13 protein-coding genes are annotated in these 11,783 nt (G+C 68.1%); 6 read left to right on the top strand and 7 right to left on the bottom strand.

Going from position 1 to position 11,783, the window contains the following annotated elements; translation table 11 throughout:
- Nucleotides 1–517 (top strand): DUF3558 family protein (locus ON39_RS49045; protein ID WP_083894716.1); only part of this gene is annotated, 517 nt, incomplete at its 5' end.
- Between the two features lie 225 nt (nucleotides 518–742).
- Here the strand turns inward: ON39_RS49045 and ON39_RS27270 are convergent.
- Together ON39_RS27270 and ON39_RS27265 are read right to left on the bottom strand one after the other, a co-directional pair.
- Nucleotides 743–1,063 (bottom strand): helix-turn-helix transcriptional regulator, encoded by a 321-nt coding sequence (locus ON39_RS27270; protein WP_040738690.1) that lies wholly within the window; start codon nucleotides 1,061–1,063, stop codon nucleotides 743–745.
- Nucleotides 1,060–1,428, bottom strand: coding sequence for a type II toxin-antitoxin system RelE/ParE family toxin (locus tag ON39_RS27265; protein WP_040738688.1), 369 nt, complete (start codon nucleotides 1,426–1,428; stop codon nucleotides 1,060–1,062). Before ON39_RS27265 ends, ON39_RS27270 begins: the two co-directional genes overlap by 4 nt.
- Before the next feature lie 164 nt (nucleotides 1,429–1,592).
- Here ON39_RS27265 and ON39_RS27260 point away from each other — a divergent pair, with 164 nt between their 5' ends.
- A complete protein-coding gene (locus ON39_RS27260; RefSeq protein WP_040738686.1) occupies nucleotides 1,593–3,632 on the top strand; it encodes a thioredoxin domain-containing protein in 2,040 nt (679 codons plus the stop codon).
- Between the two features lie 145 nt (nucleotides 3,633–3,777).
- On the opposite strand, the gene ON39_RS27255 is transcribed toward ON39_RS27260, so the two are convergent.
- Together ON39_RS27255 and trhA are read right to left on the bottom strand one after the other, a co-directional pair.
- The gene (locus tag ON39_RS27255) at nucleotides 3,778–5,400 is read right to left on the bottom strand and encodes an adenylate/guanylate cyclase domain-containing protein (protein WP_246002776.1); all 1,623 of its coding nucleotides are present in this window, start codon (nucleotides 5,398–5,400) and stop codon (nucleotides 3,778–3,780) included.
- 157 nt (nucleotides 5,401–5,557) lie between these two features.
- The gene (gene trhA, locus ON39_RS27250) at nucleotides 5,558–6,256 is read right to left on the bottom strand and encodes a PAQR family membrane homeostasis protein TrhA (RefSeq protein WP_051187172.1); all 699 of its coding nucleotides are present in this window, start codon (nucleotides 6,254–6,256) and stop codon (nucleotides 5,558–5,560) included.
- A gap of 121 nt (nucleotides 6,257–6,377) precedes the next feature.
- Here trhA and ON39_RS27245 point away from each other — a divergent pair, with 121 nt between their 5' ends.
- Together ON39_RS27245 and ON39_RS27240 are read left to right on the top strand one after the other, a co-directional pair.
- The gene (locus ON39_RS27245; protein ID WP_040738683.1) at nucleotides 6,378–7,157 is read left to right on the top strand and encodes an isoprenyl transferase; all 780 of its coding nucleotides are present in this window, start codon (nucleotides 6,378–6,380) and stop codon (nucleotides 7,155–7,157) included.
- Nucleotides 7,158–7,194: 37 nt separating this feature from the next.
- Nucleotides 7,195–7,794, top strand: a complete 600-nt coding sequence (locus ON39_RS27240) for a hypothetical protein (RefSeq protein ID WP_051187170.1) — start codon at nucleotides 7,195–7,197, stop codon at nucleotides 7,792–7,794.
- A gap of 6 nt (nucleotides 7,795–7,800) precedes the next feature.
- Here the strand turns inward: ON39_RS27240 and coaA are convergent, their stop codons facing one another.
- Entirely contained in the window at nucleotides 7,801–8,733 is a 933-nt protein-coding gene (gene coaA / locus ON39_RS27235; RefSeq protein ID WP_040738681.1) for a type I pantothenate kinase, read from the bottom strand.
- 224 nt (nucleotides 8,734–8,957) lie between these two features.
- Here coaA and ON39_RS27230 point away from each other — a divergent pair, with 224 nt between their 5' ends.
- Complete coding sequence (locus ON39_RS27230; RefSeq protein ID WP_040738680.1) at nucleotides 8,958–10,154, top strand: hypothetical protein; 1,197 nt, start codon at nucleotides 8,958–8,960, stop codon at nucleotides 10,152–10,154.
- Nucleotides 10,155–10,161: 7 nt separating this feature from the next.
- On the opposite strand, the gene ON39_RS27225 is transcribed toward ON39_RS27230, so the two are convergent.
- Nucleotides 10,162–10,611 carry a nitroreductase family deazaflavin-dependent oxidoreductase gene (locus tag ON39_RS27225; RefSeq protein ID WP_040738679.1) on the bottom strand — a complete coding sequence of 150 codons (450 nt, stop codon included), beginning with the start codon at nucleotides 10,609–10,611 and terminating at the stop codon, nucleotides 10,162–10,164.
- A gap of 18 nt (nucleotides 10,612–10,629) precedes the next feature.
- Nucleotides 10,630–11,088, bottom strand: coding sequence for a PaaI family thioesterase (locus ON39_RS27220; protein WP_040738695.1), 459 nt, complete (start codon nucleotides 11,086–11,088; stop codon nucleotides 10,630–10,632).
- Nucleotides 11,089–11,178: 90 nt separating this feature from the next.
- Between ON39_RS27220 and ON39_RS27215 the strand changes: the two genes are divergently transcribed.
- Nucleotides 11,179–11,754, top strand: a complete 576-nt coding sequence (locus tag ON39_RS27215; RefSeq protein WP_051187168.1) for a TetR/AcrR family transcriptional regulator — start codon at nucleotides 11,179–11,181, stop codon at nucleotides 11,752–11,754.
- The last annotated feature ends 29 nt before the right edge of the window (nucleotides 11,755–11,783 follow it).

Here is an 11,783-nt window from a genome sequence, read left to right as displayed (position 1 = left end):
ACCCGCGCCCGGCGTTCCCGCACCCGCACCCGGCGATCCCGCGCCTGCGCCCGGTGCCCCCGCACCCGAAAAGCCCGCCGCCACACCGGCTCCGCCCGCCGCGGACGCCATCTGGGACCCGTGCACGCTTCCGGAATCCAACATCTCCGCGGCCGGCCTGGACCCAGCAACGAAGAAGCGACTCAACTACCCCGACTACCCGTCGTGGCGGATGTGCCAGTGGCAAGCCACCGACCGCTCATTCGAGCTCGTGATCGGCGCGACCGCCAAAACAACCGACGACCTCCTCGCACCCGGCACCTACAAGGATCTCCGCAGGACCGAATACTACGGCCGCCAGGTAGTCCAATACCGCTCCGTCCAAGACACGCACCTCCGCACCTGCAACGTCGCCACCCCCGCCCCCTACGGCAGCACCGAATTCGCCGTCCGCACCACCAAAGTCCAAACCGACGACTTCGACTCCTGCGCCGACGCCAACAAACTAGGCGCCGCCCTCTTCCGCAGCCTCCCGTAAACCCGTGCCATGAGCGATGGCCCAGCGGCTTCCTCCGCTGGGCCATCGCTTCGCCCGCCCACGACCGGTCAGCATGACTTAGCCGCCGCAAACATACTGGCAGCCGCTAAACGAGCCGAGGGTCGAGCTCATGACTGACGCCCGAGCAACACGACATGCTGATGAAATGCGCTTGCCTCGACTCGAGATGGTCGTGGCCATGTGATCAGACCAGACCGACTATGGTCAGGCGGCCGGATTGGCGGGCATTCGCAGCAGGTGACCGCCGATATCCGCGAGCAGTTCAAGTGTGCCGCCGAGAGCGGCCACATATGCGGCGATGGCGTCCACTGTGGCGACCTCACCCCGTTCGATCTGGGAGACGCGGCCTGGTGTGACGCCCATGATCTCCGCAAGTCCAGCCTGGGTGAAGTTCAGTCGCTTCCGTTCCTCGGCAAGTTGAAAACCCCACTGTTCGGCCATGATTGCACCGCGTCGCCGAGCCGCCTCGTCCTCGCCGACCCGCTTGCGGTAGGCGTCCTTATCCCATTTGCTGAAACTCGTCATGTTCTGTCTTCCTCCTCGGCCCTTTCCTTCAGGTAAATCTCGTAAAGTGCCTCGGCTTGCGGTATGGCTCGCTGATACCAAGCGTTCCACTGGCCTGTCTTATCGCCACCGACCAACAGGATGGCTGAGCGCCACGGATCGAACACGAACAGGATCCGGATCATGGTCTGGCGAGGCCTCAGTTCCTTGAGGTTCGCAAGGCTGGTTCCGGAAAGCGTGTCGACAAGTGGTCGCCCGAGTGTCGGCCCATGTTCAGATAGCACGTCAACGGCCGCTTCGACATGGGCCGCAGCGTCCGGATCGATACGTCGCAGCTCTGCCACCCATGCTGCGACCTCGTCGGTCTGGTAGATGTCCCAGTCCATGAGGAAAGTATAGCATTTGCTATACCTGCTCGGGGGGACGCTCTACATCCGGTCTGACGCTGGTATGTGGATCGGCCACGCGGGCACAAGCGATGCCAGTCCTTGTGCAGAACACGGTGAGCTGGTGCGGGGTTCTGGTTGGCGGATTGTGAGACGGTGGAGGGATGAATCGGCTCGGGAACGCGACCTCTCCGTATCTGCGGCAGCATGCGGATAACCCGGTGCACTGGTGGGAGTGGAGTGCGGAGGCGCTGGCGGAGGCGGCGGAGCGGGATGTGCCGATTCTGTTGTCGGTGGGGTATGCGAGTTGTCATTGGTGTCATGTGATGGCGCATGAGTCGTTCGAGGATGGGGGGACGGCTGCGTTGATGAATGAGAATTTTGTGTGTGTGAAGGTGGATCGGGAGGAGCGGCCTGATCTGGATGCGGTGTATATGAATGCGACCGTGGCTATGACGGGGCAGGGTGGGTGGCCTATGACGTGTTTTCTCACGCCGGAGGGGGAGCCGTTCTACTGCGGGACCTACTATCCGAAGTTGCCGCGTGGGGGGATGCCGTCGTTCACGCAGTTGCTGACGGCTATCACGGAGACGTGGCAGCAGCGGCGCGATGAGGTGAACAAGGCGTCGGCGCAGGTGGCCGAGGCGTTGCAGGCGCAGGCGGCGGGGCTGCCTGACTCGGATCTGAGGATCACCGCGGAGTTGCTCGACCACGCGGTGGCCGCGGTGCTGCGCGACGAGGATCCGGAGCACGCGGGATTCGGTGGGGCGCCGAAGTTTCCGCCGTCGGCGTTGCTGGAGGGGCTGCTGCGCAGTTGGGAGCGCGGCGGCGATCCGGCGGTGCTGGCGGCGGTGAATCGGACGGCGGAGGCGATGGCGCGCGGCGGTATCTACGATCAGCTGCGCGGCGGCTTCGCGCGCTACTCCGTCGATTCCGCTTGGCTGATACCGCATTTCGAGAAAATGCTGTACGACAATGCCCAATTGCTGCGTGCCTACGGTCATTTGGCGCGGCGTGCGCCGGCTGGGTCGTTGGCGGACCGCGTCACTCGGGAAACCGTGCGGTTCTTGCTCGATGATCTCGGTACCGAGCACGGCGGCTTCGCCTCCGCCCTCGACGCGGATACGCATCTGGAGCCGGGCAAGCCGGGGGTCGAGGGCGCGACGTATGTCTGGACGCCGGCGGAACTGGTCGGCGAACTCGGGCCGATCGACGGTGCTTGGGCGGCAGAGTTTTTCGGCGTCACCACCGGCGGGAACTTCGAGCAGGGGACCTCGGTGTTCACCCGATACACCGATCCCGCGCCCGCCGACGGCGACCGGCTCGAGCGAATCACCGCCGCGCTCCGCGAGGCTCGCGACGCGAGGCCGCAACCGGACCGCGACGACAAGGTGGTCACGGCGTGGAACGGGATGGCGATCACGGCCTTGGCCGAGGCGGGCACCGCGCTGGGTGTGCACGATTGGGTGGCGGCGGCCGTGCGTTGTGCGCGATTCCTGTTGTCGGAGCACGTGATCGACGGCCGGGTGCGGCGCGCCTCGCTGAACGGCACCGCGGGCACCTCACCGGGGGTGCTGGAGGACTACGCCTGGCTCGTCACCGGCTTGCTCGCCCTGCACCAAGCCACCGGCGAACTCGACTGGCTCATCGAGGCACAACGCCTGCTGGACACCGCGATTCAGCACTTCGCCGATCCCGACAACGCGGGCAGCTGGTTCGACACCGCCGACGACGCCGAAACTCTGGTCGCCCGGCCCCGCGACCCCATCGACGGCGCCACCCCTGCGGGCGCGTCCGCCCTCGCCGAAGCGTTGTTCACCGCCGCGGCCGCCAGCGAACCCGACCGCGCCGTCCCTTACTTCGCCCTCGCCGAGCAGACGCTTCAGCGCGGCGCGGTCGTCTTGGCCCGCGCCCCGCGCTCGGCCGGCCAGTGGCTCACCGTCGCCGAAGCCGCCGTCCGTGGTCCATTGCAAATCGCGATCTCCACCGAATCACCCAGTGAGTCAAGCGAACTCCTCGCAACGGCTCGGGCATCGGCCCCCGGCGGCTCCCTGATCCTCGCCGCCCCACCCAACTCCGTCCCCCTGCTCGCCGACCGCCCACTAGTACAAGGCCAACCCGCCGCCTACGTCTGCCGCGGCACTGTCTGTGACCTACCGGTAACGACTGCCGCAGAACTCCGCGCAGCCCTGGAACAGGGATAGACCCCGCATGGAACGAGTCTGCCGCCGCCGACTACTGCGGCTCGGCCTGCCGCGCCGCGACCGCTGCGGAGCTGCCTGCCGCATTCGCGATGCATCGAGGAGCGCACGGCAGCGCAGTCGCGAGTCGTCTGACCGGTATCAATGCCTACTCGACTTCCGTTGCCGCCGTACGAACTTCGACCACCGCACTGCGCTCGATGGTCGGGTCGGCGGTCCCGCTCGGTGCGGACGAGAGCGCTCCGTTGGTGTCGGCGTGCTGGTCCAGGTCGGTCCAGCAGGCGGTGGGCTGTTTCATGCCGCGCAGCAGAATCGTCTCGTACAGAGTCCATTTCGCGCGTTCGTGCGGCGAGCCGGCCTCGATGACGGAGCCGCTCACCAGGATCCGGCGGGGAACCTCCTTGGCCTCGGTGGTGAGGCGGGCAGCCTCGTTGACGGCGTCGCCGATGACGGTGTACTCGAGGCGGGTGTCGGAGCCGATGTCGCCGGCGAAGACCCGGCCGTGGGCGACGCCGATACCGATGTCGAGTTCGCCGGCGGCGACCACCTCGTCCCTGATCCGGCGCGCGGCGCGCAGGGCGGGAGTCGCGTTGTCGCGCAGGGCGATCGGCGCGCCGAAGATGCACAGCGCCGCGTCGCCCTCGAACTTGTTGACCAGCCCGTTGTTCTCCTCGGTCGCGGCGACCACGGTGGCGAGCAGCCGGTTGAGCTTGGCGACGAACTCCTCCGGCGGCAGCCCGGTGGACAGCTCGACCGAGCCGGTGACGTCGACGAACAGCGCGGAGACCACCCGCACGTCACCGGTCAGGTCCAGCCCGCCGGCCAGGGCGCGCTCGGCCACCTCGGTGCCGACGTGCCTGCCGAACAGGTCCCGGACCCGTTGCCGCTCCAGCAGATTCGCGGCCAGCTCGTTGACGGAGTTCTCCAGCCTGCCGATCTCACTAGTACTGCCGACGGGCACCCGCACGTCGAGATCGCCCTTGGTGATCCGATCCAGCGCCTTGCGCAGGGTCCGCATCGGCGTCGCGACCGCCCGGGCGAGAAACGCGGTGGCCAGCGCGCCGACGGCGAGTCCGACCACGGAGAGGTAGATGGCGGTGCGGATGCGATCGGTCGGGGCGGCCGCGCGATTGGCCAGCACCACGATCAGCATGAGCAGCGGCAATGCCGAGGCGACCGCCCAGCTCACCACCACCCGGACCAGCACAGAGGAGCTCCAGTGCATGGTTGGCCCGAGGACCGCGGCGACCACGGGAATGGTCGGCCGGATGAGCCGGTCGACGATGAGGAAGGTCAGCCCGACCGACTCGATCGCGCCGAGCGCGAACAGGGACGCGATCACCGCCGGGTCGTTGTCCGGCGCCAGGTGCATGAGCGTGACGGTGGCGACGATGACGCCGGTGATCCACACGGCGAACGAGCGCGCCGTGACGGCGAGCGGCAGGCGCAGGACCCGGCGAGCTTCCTCCTCGGTCGGTTTGCGGACCTGATCGAGCCAGCCGAAGTGCCGGGACCGATCCCGGAGCGCGAGCGCGATGCCTGCCACGAAGCCGAGGCTGGGGTAGATCCCGGCGAGCACGATGGACCGTATCCAGTCGTGACCGAACCTGCTGAGCGATCCGCTGAGCCACAGCTCGGTGACGATCACGCCGAACCCGCTGAGGTTCGCGGTGATCACCACCGCGGCCAGGCCCGCCCTCGCCTTGAGTGCCCAGATGATCAGCCGGGCCATCATGGCGTCGGCCCGACGGCGAACGTGCCCGCTCGGCACCGCCAGGCACTGGGCGCCACCCTCGGTGCGCCGACTTCGATCGTCTGCTGTGCCATCGTCGCTGCTCGCCCCGTCTCGTTCCGGCCTCGCTGCCGACTTTATTGCCGGAGCGGCGAAAAGGGGACAGCGGGCCGCGTGCCTCGGCCGTTCGATCCGGTCAGCGCAGGACGACGAGCCAGACCGCCACGTAGTGGGTCAGCGCGGCGAGCACCGTCGCGGCATGGAAGAACTCGTGATGGCCGAACACGGCCGGCCACGGGTTGGGCCATTTGGTGGCGTAGAGGATCGCGCCACCGCTGTAGATCAGGCCGCCGACGAGCAGCAGGATGAGCGGCGCGATGCCGATCTGGTTGTTCAGCTGCCCGGCGACCGGCACGATCGCCCAGCCGAGCAACAGGTAGAGCGGCACGCCGACCCAGCGAGGCGCGGTGGGCCACAACAGTTTCAGCGCGACGCCGGCCAGCGCGCCCGCCCACACCACGATGAGCAGCGTCTGCCCGGTGCGGCCGGGCAGCCCGAGCAGGGCGAACGGTGTGTAACTGCCCGCGATGAACAGGAAGATCATCGAGTGGTCGGCGCGTTTCATCCGGATCCGCGCCTGCGGGGTAGGCCAGGTCACCCGGTGATAGACCGCGCTGATGCCGAACAGCCCGCACACGGTCAGCCCGTAGACGGCCGTGGACCAGCCGGCGGTGGCCGAGATGGTGGCCGCCTTCGCGACGAGCACGACGGCGGCGACGGCCGCGATGCCGACCGCCCAGGTGTGGATCCAGCCGCGCAGACGGGGCTTGCCGAGCACCTCGGCGAGTGAACCGTCGACCGCTCCGGTGTCTGCGGCGCCGACCGATTCGGACACGAGCTACCTCCTGGTTGAACTCACCGGTAACCTACGGAACCGTAGGTTTCGGCCCTCCGTCACTGTACCGGGAGACCCCGGTCGCTGCCGCGATCACGCCGGTGGGGCGTAGGGTGGCCGCGTGGAGCTTCCGGTTCAGGTGCGGGGTTTGCCGTATCGCATCTATGAGGCCCGGCTCATGAAGCAGCTGGCCGGCAAACAACATCCCCGCCATGTCGCGGTGATGTGCGATGGTAATCGGCGGTGGGCCCGCGAGAACGGCTTCACCGACGTCAGCCACGGACATCGGGTCGGTGCGGTGAAGATCGCCGAACTCGTCGGCTGGTGTGAGGCCGAGGGCATCGAGATGGTCACCGTCTATCTGCTCTCCACCGAGAACCTCCAGCGCGACCCCGACGAGCTGGAGACGCTGTTCGAGGTGATCACCGACGTGCTCGAGGAGCTATCGGCGCCGGAGCAGAACTGGAGTGTGCGCATCGTCGGCTCGCTCGACGGGTTCCCCGAGCTGATCGCCAAGCGCCTGCGCACTGCCGCCGAACGCACCGAGGGGCGCGACGGCGTGCACGTCAACGTGGCCGTCGGCTACGGCGGCAGGCAGGAGATCACCGACGCGGTGCGCTCGCTGGTCCGCCAGGAGATCGCCGCGGGGGAGACGGGCGAGGATCTGGTGCAGTCGATCACCGTGAACGCCATCGGCCAGCACCTCTACACCTCCGGTCAGCCGGACCCGGATCTGGTCATCCGCACCTCCGGAGAACAGCGACTCTCCGGATTCCTGCTGTGGCAGAGCGCATACTCGGAGATATGGTTCACCGAGGCATACTGGCCGGAGTTCCGGCGCGTGGACTTCCTGCGGGCACTGCGCGACTTCGCGGCACGGCATCGGCGCTTCGGCATCTGACGGCCGCCCTTCGGTTTTCGGCCTCCGCGCGGTGGTCATGAGCGACCTCGACAGCCGCCGGGACGCGCCGCCCCAGCCCGAGGCGGTGCCCTACATCAGCTACCAGGACTTCGGCCGGCGGTTCCTCGAGTACGCCGCCACCGAGGAGCGCATCCTCGGCGCCTTCGACCAATTGACCGGCGCCGCCTTCGATTTCGGCCCGATCGGGGTCGGTCCGGGACGTTTGGCCAAAGCCAGCGCGCAGGTGCGGCTCGGGCAGGCACAGGTGCGTCGCGATATCGACGAGGTGATCTCGTTCGCGCTGAAGATCCCGCTCAGCGTCGACATGCTCATCGATCTGGCGCTGGACAAGCACCGCTTCGAGGTCGACGGCCACATTCATCTGCACCTGATCGTGCGGACCGCCGAGCCGCTGCGCGTGATCATCGACATCGCGACCCCGCGCTCGAGCGACGTCCGGATCAATGTCGCCACCGACACGATTCGCGGGCAGCTGCTGCGCATCCTCGCCAGCGTCGATCGGGAGATCCGGCGTTTCGTCGCCCGCTATATCGCGAAGGAGATCCAGAAACCGCACATTGCCGCGGCGCGCGATATCAATGTGGCCGAACGCCTCGACGCGGCGTGGAAATTGTAAGCGGGATCACAATTTACGTAGTCGCAGTCTATTGATGCTGTGGTCGGCGTCCTTGCGTAACACCAGGGTGGCGCGCGGCCGGGTCGGCAGAATGTTCTCCACCAGATTCGGCCGGTTGGTGTTGTTCCAGATCTCCTCCGCGGCGTGCGTCGCCTGGTCGTCGGTGAATCCGGAGTAGTGGTGGAAATGCGCGTTCGGGTTCGCGAAGGCGGTCTCGCGCAGGGTGAGAAACCTTTGCACGTACCAACTCTCGATGTCCTCGATGCGCGCGTCGACATAGATCGAGAAGTCGAACAGGTCCGAGACCATCAGCCGAGGCCCGGTCTGCAGCACGTTCAGGCCCTCGACGATGAGGATGTCGGGCTGGTGCACGCAGTGGAACTTGTCCGGCACGATGTCGTAGGAGATGTGCGAGTACACCGGCGCGCACACCTCGGCCGCGCCCGACTTCACCTCGGTGACGAATCGCAGCAGCTTGCGGCGGTCGTAGCTCTCCGGAAAACCCTTGCGGTGCATGATGCCGCGGCGGGTGAGTTCGGCGGTGGGATAGAGGAATCCGTCGGTGGTGACCAGGTCGACCCGCGGATGGTGATCCCAGCGGGCCAGCAGCGCCTGCAGCACGCGGGCGGTGGTGGATTTGCCGACCGCCACGCTGCCCGCGACGCCGATCACGAAGGGCACCTGCCGATCGGGGTGGGTCTCGCCGAGGAAGGTCGCGGTCGCGGCGAACAACCGCTGGCGCGCGGCCACCTGCAGGTGGATGAGGCGAGCGAGCGGCAGATACACCTCGGCGACTTCTTCGAGGTCGATCTGTTCGCCGAGACCGCGCAGGCCCCGCAGTTCTTCCTCGGTGAGCACCAGGGGAGTCGACTTACGCAGTGTTCGCCACTGTTTCCGGTCGAATTCCACATACGGACTGGGCTCGCTCATTCGTGCCACTTACCCGACGCTCCGGTTCGGCAAACGCGTACACATACCGTGCCGGCTCCGTGGGATTCGGTCTAACTCTCGCCGCATAGCCGAATTCTGCTCTGCGTCAACGGCGTGCGAAAAGCGGGGTACCGATACGGGGGTAACCGGGAAGATGCCGGGCGCTATTTCCCCGCGGAACGCGCTCGATTGTGCCGCGCGCGGACCCCCGGTGAGCGGCTAATGTCGGTCGGATGGAAGCGCATCCACTCGTGACCGAGTACCTGCGGCTCGGGCTGGCCTTCGACCGGCTCGAGGACGGGTTCGTCGACGCGTTCACCGGCGATCCGGCCCTGCGCCGCGAGGTGCAGAACGCCCCGGCGCCGGAGCCGCGTCAGCTCGCGCGTAAGGCGGCCGAACTGCGCGCGGCCCTGCCCGACGCGGGGCTCGCCGCCGACCGCACCGAGTTCCTGGACGTGCACCTGCGCGCGCTGGAGTGCTCCGGCCGGAAGTTCGCCGGTGACGAGATCGGCTTCGTGGACGAGGTGCGCGCCTACTTCGACGTGGACATCGCGCCCGGCGACGTCGAGGACTACCGGGACGCGCACCGGCAGATGGATGAGGTCCTCGCCGGCGCGGGCCCGCTGGCCGAGCGCGTCGCCGCCCATCGCAAGGCCGACGAGATCCCGCCCGAGCGGCTGTCCGCCTGCGTCGAGGCCTTCTCCAGTGCGTTGCGCGAACTGGTGCGCGACCGCTATCCGCTGCCCGACCACGAGCACGTCACCTACGAGGTCGTCGGCGACAAGCCCTGGTCCGGGTTCAACTACTACCTGGGCAACTACCACTCCAAGGTCGCCATCAACTCCGACCTGAAGCAGCACATGACGATCCTGCCGACGTTGATCGCGCACGAGTCCTACCCGGGCCACCACACCGAGCACTGCCGCAAGGAGGCCGGGCTGGTCGCCGCGGGCCAGGCCGAGCAAACCCTCTTCCTGGTGAACACCCCGCAGTGCCTGATGGCCGAGGGTCTCGCCGACCTGGCCCTGCGCTCCATCGTCGGACCCGGCTGGGGCAAGTGGGCCCAGGAGATCTACGCCGACCTCGGCCTGCGCTTCGATGGTGAACGGGCGGAACGACTCTCGGAGGCCTCGGCGAACCTGCTCGGCGTCCGGCAGGACGCGGCGCTGCTGCTGCACGACCGGCACCGCGACGAGACGGAGGTCGCCGAGTTCCTGCAGACCTGGAACCTGACCACCCCGGAACGCGCCCGCCAGTCCCTGCGCTTCCTGTCCTCCCCGCTGTGGCGCGCCTACATCTCCACCTATGTGGAGGGCTATCGGCTGCTCGGCGGCTGGCTGGATCGTGCGGTCGACGCCGACGACCGGGCCGACCGCTTCCGCCGTCTGCTCGACGAGCCGTTGACTCCAGGCGCGATTCGCCGCGACTGACCGGCCGTCAGGCTTCGGTGAAGGTGATGCGGACCGAGATCGGGTCGCTCTCCAGCGCTTTCATCGTCCACTCCGCGGCGGACTCGGGGACGCGGCCCTTGGCGAAGCTGCGGGCGCGGGCGACCACGTCGTCGTCGGGGACGAAGGCGGCGGTGCCGGTGTGCCAGCGTTTGCCTTGGCGCAGGCGGACTTTCGGGTCGGCGGCGATATTGCGGGCCCAGCCGGAGCGGCGGCCGTGCTGCGAGATGAGCCACGCGCCTCGGTCGTCCACCGAGACGGTCACCGGAACGCGGCGCGGCTGCCCGGTTTTGGCGCCGGTGGTCTCCAGCTCGGCGAGCAGGGCCGAGCGGACGCCGAGGCGGTCGAGCAGGCCGACGGCGGGGTTGGCCAGGTAGCGGCCGATCAGGCGCTCGCGGCGGAACTTGCGGACGGCGGCGTCGGTGCTGCGGGTGCGCATGGCGAGTCTCCTTGTGGCTCAGCGATTTCCGCGGAAGATGACGCAGGTGGTCGTCGCGTGCGCGACCAGGCGGCCCTGTTCGTCGACGACGCGCCCCTCGGCGGTCGCGGTGGTGCGGCCGACGTGAATGGTGGTGCCGGTGGCGGTGAGTCGCTGCCCGTCGGTCGGCGCCGAACGGATGTAGTTGATCTTCAGCTCGAGCGTGGTGTAGCCGACGCCCGCCTCGAGGGTGGTGTGCACCGCGCAGCCCATGACCGAGTCGAGCAGGGTGGCGCAGATGCCGCCGTGGGTGGTGCCGAGCGGGTTGGCGAAATCGGGCCGGGTCCGCAGGGCGAACACCGCCTTGCCGTGCTCGAGCAGGTCCACCTCCATGCCGAGCAGGTCGCCGATGAACGGCGGGCGGTCCTTCGTCGCCATCGCGGTCCTGAGCAGCTCCAGGCCGTTCAGCTGTGCGAAATCGATCGTGGTCTCCGACATGAATCCGTCCTTTCGGTGAACCGATCGGTCCACATCTGTCATGATTGGAGCATGGACCGATCGGTTCACGCAACCGCAGAAGGAGCCCGGATGACCGGCCCACGCACGAGGCTGATCGAGAGCGCGATCGAGCTGGTTCGCGAACAGGGCGTGCACGCGGCGGGTCTCGCGGCGCTGCTCGACCGGAGTAAGGCCTCGCGCAACTCGCTGTACCAGCACTTCCCGTCGGGCAAGAGCGAGTTGGTCGCGACCGCGACCACGATCGCCGGCGCCCGCCTCTCGGCGGTGATCGAGAAGATCACCGCGTCCCGGCCGCCCGACCGGTGGCTAGAGGCGCTGTTCGGCTGGTGGGTCAGCACGCTGACGGCGAGTTCGTTCCGCACCGGCTGCCCGATCGCCGGGGCCGCGCTCGCCGAGTCCGAGCCCGGCGTGCAGTCCTCGGCGGGCGCGGTGTTCAGCGAGTGGCACGAAAAACTGGGCGCGGGCTTCGCGACCGCGGGCCTGTCCGCCGAGGAGGCGAACTCCTTCGCCAGCTTCGTCATCAGCGCGATCGAGGGGGCGATCGTGCAGTCGCGGGCGATGAAATCCACCGCGCCGCTGACCGACGCGCAGCGGCACCTCACGGTCCTGCTCGAGCGCTATCTGCCGCCCGCCGCCGAGCGCTGAGGCTCCTCCGTCTGGCGACCGAGTTGCCC

The sequence above is a fragment of the Nocardia tenerifensis NBRC 101015 genome, from assembly GCF_000308715.1.
Lineage (GTDB): Bacteria > Actinomycetota > Actinomycetes > Mycobacteriales > Mycobacteriaceae > Nocardia > Nocardia tenerifensis.
The sequence above is the reverse complement of the archived record's forward strand: the minus strand, read 5'-3'. Positions and strand labels throughout refer to the sequence as shown.